At 72.8% G+C, this 2,644-nt stretch carries 1 protein-coding gene and 2 pseudogenes; all 3 read right to left on the bottom strand.

All coding sequences use genetic code 11. The features are described 5' to 3' along the window. Positions 1-401, bottom strand: a pseudogene (locus AB0I76_RS27260) (hypothetical protein); the annotation flags it as partial. Positions 402-513: 112 nt separating this feature from the next. Next, complete coding sequence (locus tag AB0I76_RS27255; RefSeq protein WP_357041201.1) at positions 514-1,311, bottom strand: SGNH/GDSL hydrolase family protein; 798 nt, start codon at positions 1,309-1,311, stop codon at positions 514-516. A gap of 610 nt (positions 1,312-1,921) precedes the next feature. Beyond that, a pseudogene (locus tag AB0I76_RS27250) lies at positions 1,922-2,560 on the bottom strand (FAD-dependent oxidoreductase); the annotation flags it as partial. Positions 2,561-2,644 lie beyond the last annotated feature (84 nt).

The raw sequence follows: 2,644 nt of genomic DNA, 5'->3' as shown, positions 1-2,644 counted from the left end.
AGCGCGGCCCGTCCGTCGTCGGCGTCGACGGCCGGGCTGAGGCTCTGGTGCATCAGCCAGTCGGCGAGCGGGTAGTGCCGGAACCGCAGCCGCGCCGCCCCGAACGCCTCCAGCGACAGCTGCCGGTGCAGATCCCGCAGCAGGGTGGGCACGTCGGTGCCGGCGGGCTGCGCGGCGATGTCCAGCACGGCGTGCGGGACGCGCCGGCGTTGTCCCTGCCCGAGGAAGCGACGCAGCAGCGCCATCAGGTCGGGGTGGACCAGCCAGAGCAGCGGTAGTCGTCGGTCCCCGCGGCGGGGCCGCCGGAGCAGCCGGGCCAGCAGTGCGAGGAACTCCGTCGCCCCGGCCGGGAGCTGGTCCCGGCCCGTGGGCAGCTGCCTGGGTGTGGTCACGTCCCGCATGGACACCCCCGTCCGGTGGCACGCCGTGTTCGCGCGATCCACCCAGTGTGCCGGTCGCCGGCAAGCGGCGGCCGACGGTCCCCTTCGGACCGTCGACCGCCGTGGGGCAGGATCAGCCGGTGACCGCGTTCAGCGCGGGCAGGTAGCCGTAGCGGTAACCGTCGGAGTCCGGGTGGTACGCCTCGATGACACCGGTGACGTCGCGGATCCACGGGTCGCTGGCGCAGACGCCGTGGCCGGCGAAGTAGGGGCGGGTGTCGGCGAAGGTGGCGCCGGCGGCGGCCGCCCGCCCGGAGATGACCGTGGCGAGCACGTCGGCGGCCTCGTTGAGGATCGTGCGCTTGTACGTGCTCATCGCGAACAGCCCGCAGTAGTTGGTCTCGAACAGGCGCGGGTATCCGAGCACGATCAGCCGGGCGTTGGGAGCGCGGTTGCGGATCGCGGCGTACGTGGCGTCGAGCCGGCCGGGCAGCGTGCCGGTGGCGAACGCCTTCGCCTCGTTGACCGCGCTGGTGCAGCTCGAGGTGCTGCCGAACCGGCAACTGGTGATCACGTCGGCGAAGCCGGCGTCGTTGCCGCCGATCGTGACGGTCACCAGGGTGGTGCTCGTGCTCAGGGCACTGACCTGGTTGTTGATGACGTCGGCGGTCACGGCGCCGCCGCAGGCGGGGAACTTGAAGCTGGTGACCGCGTTGGCTGACGCCCAGATCGGCGCGTACGACTTCTGGCTGCGGAGGCAGCCGGAGAGGTCGTACGGACCGGCGCCGACGCCAGAGGAGTAGGAGTCGCCGAGGGCGACGTAGTTGATGGTGGCGGCCTGCGCGGTGCCGGGGACGAGCACGGCGCCCAGGGTTGCGGTGAGGACGGCGACCAGCGCGGCGAGGGCACGGGCCAGCGGGCGGTGTGGCATGACGGACCTCCACAGGACAGGGGTGGTGGGGCCCTGTGACCGCGCGCGTGGCCAGGGATGCAACGGTTGTTACTAGTCGGTAATGCTATCGAAACATGCAGATGGAGGGAATAGGCGGACGCCCTTAGGGTTCCACCATCTTCGATGGATCGGCGCACGGCGGCAGCGCGATGGCCCGATGGTTCCTGGTTCCGCCACTGTCGACCTGCCCCACCAGCGGGGCGGAGGCGACGTTGCTCCACGCGACACTGGCCGCCGCGTCGGAGTACCGCGCCCGGTTGCTCGCCGTCCCGGAGGACCGCCGTGACCCGTGCCCCCGAATGCTCCCGGCACGCGATCTCACCGATAGGGCAGCTCTCCCGGGTGCTCCGTGCACGGTCTCACCAGTGGGGCAGCTCGACAGGGCGGAGAGGTGGTAGGAGCCGGAGGTCGGCCAACCGCCGCCGGTCGGGCCGCCCGCCACGGGTGAGCCGGCGCTGGCGCCGCCGTCCTGCAGCGACTACGGCGGTAAGAACGGGACCGCCGGGAGCACCGTCGCGGCTTCCGGCAGGGCGCGTTGGACCGTCCGGCGGCCAGGACGAGGTCGTCCTGGCCGCCGAACGCGGATCCGTCAGCGGGTGGCGAGCGGCTGCGCGGCCGGGCTCACCGGGGCCGGGAGTTGCCCCACCCCGTCGAGATGGGCGTGGATGGCGGCGGCCGCAGCCCGCCCCTCGGCGATGGCCCAGACGATCAGGGACGCCCCACGGTGCATGTCGCCGGCGACGAAGACTTCGTCGGCGTCGGTCTGCCAGTCCGATCGGGCGTCCACCGCGCCGCGCGGGTTGCGCGTCACGCCGAACTGGTCGAGCAGCGGCTGCTCCTCGGTGCCCTCGAAGCCGATCGCCAGGAGCACCAGGTCCGCCGGGAGCTCACGCTCCGAACCGGGCAGCGCGGTAACGATCCGCCGGCCGTCCCTCTTCTCCACGGTCACCTCGGCGATCCGTACCGCCCGGACCTGGCCGGTGCCGTCGTCCACGAACTCCTGCACGGCGACGGCGAACACCCGCTCGCCACCCTCCTCGTGCGCGGGGTAGCTGCGCAGGACCCACGGCCACGTCGGCCACGGGTCCCGGGCCTCGTCGCGGGCTTGCGGCGGCTCCGGGTAGAGGTCCAACTGGTGTACGCCGGCAGCGCCCTGCCGATGGGCCACGCCGAGGCAGTCCGCGGCCGTGTCGCCACCGCCGATGATCACGATGTGCTTACCGGCCGAACCCGGGCGGGCTGTCCAGGATGCCCATGATGGCCTGCGCGGTGACGCTCTTGCCGCAGCCGGACTCGCCGAGGATCGCCCGGG

Source organism: Micromonospora sp. NPDC049799 (genome assembly GCF_040656655.1).
In the GTDB taxonomy this organism is placed as follows: domain Bacteria; phylum Actinomycetota; class Actinomycetes; order Mycobacteriales; family Micromonosporaceae; genus Micromonospora.
This window is presented reverse-complemented; position numbering and strand designations above follow the sequence as displayed.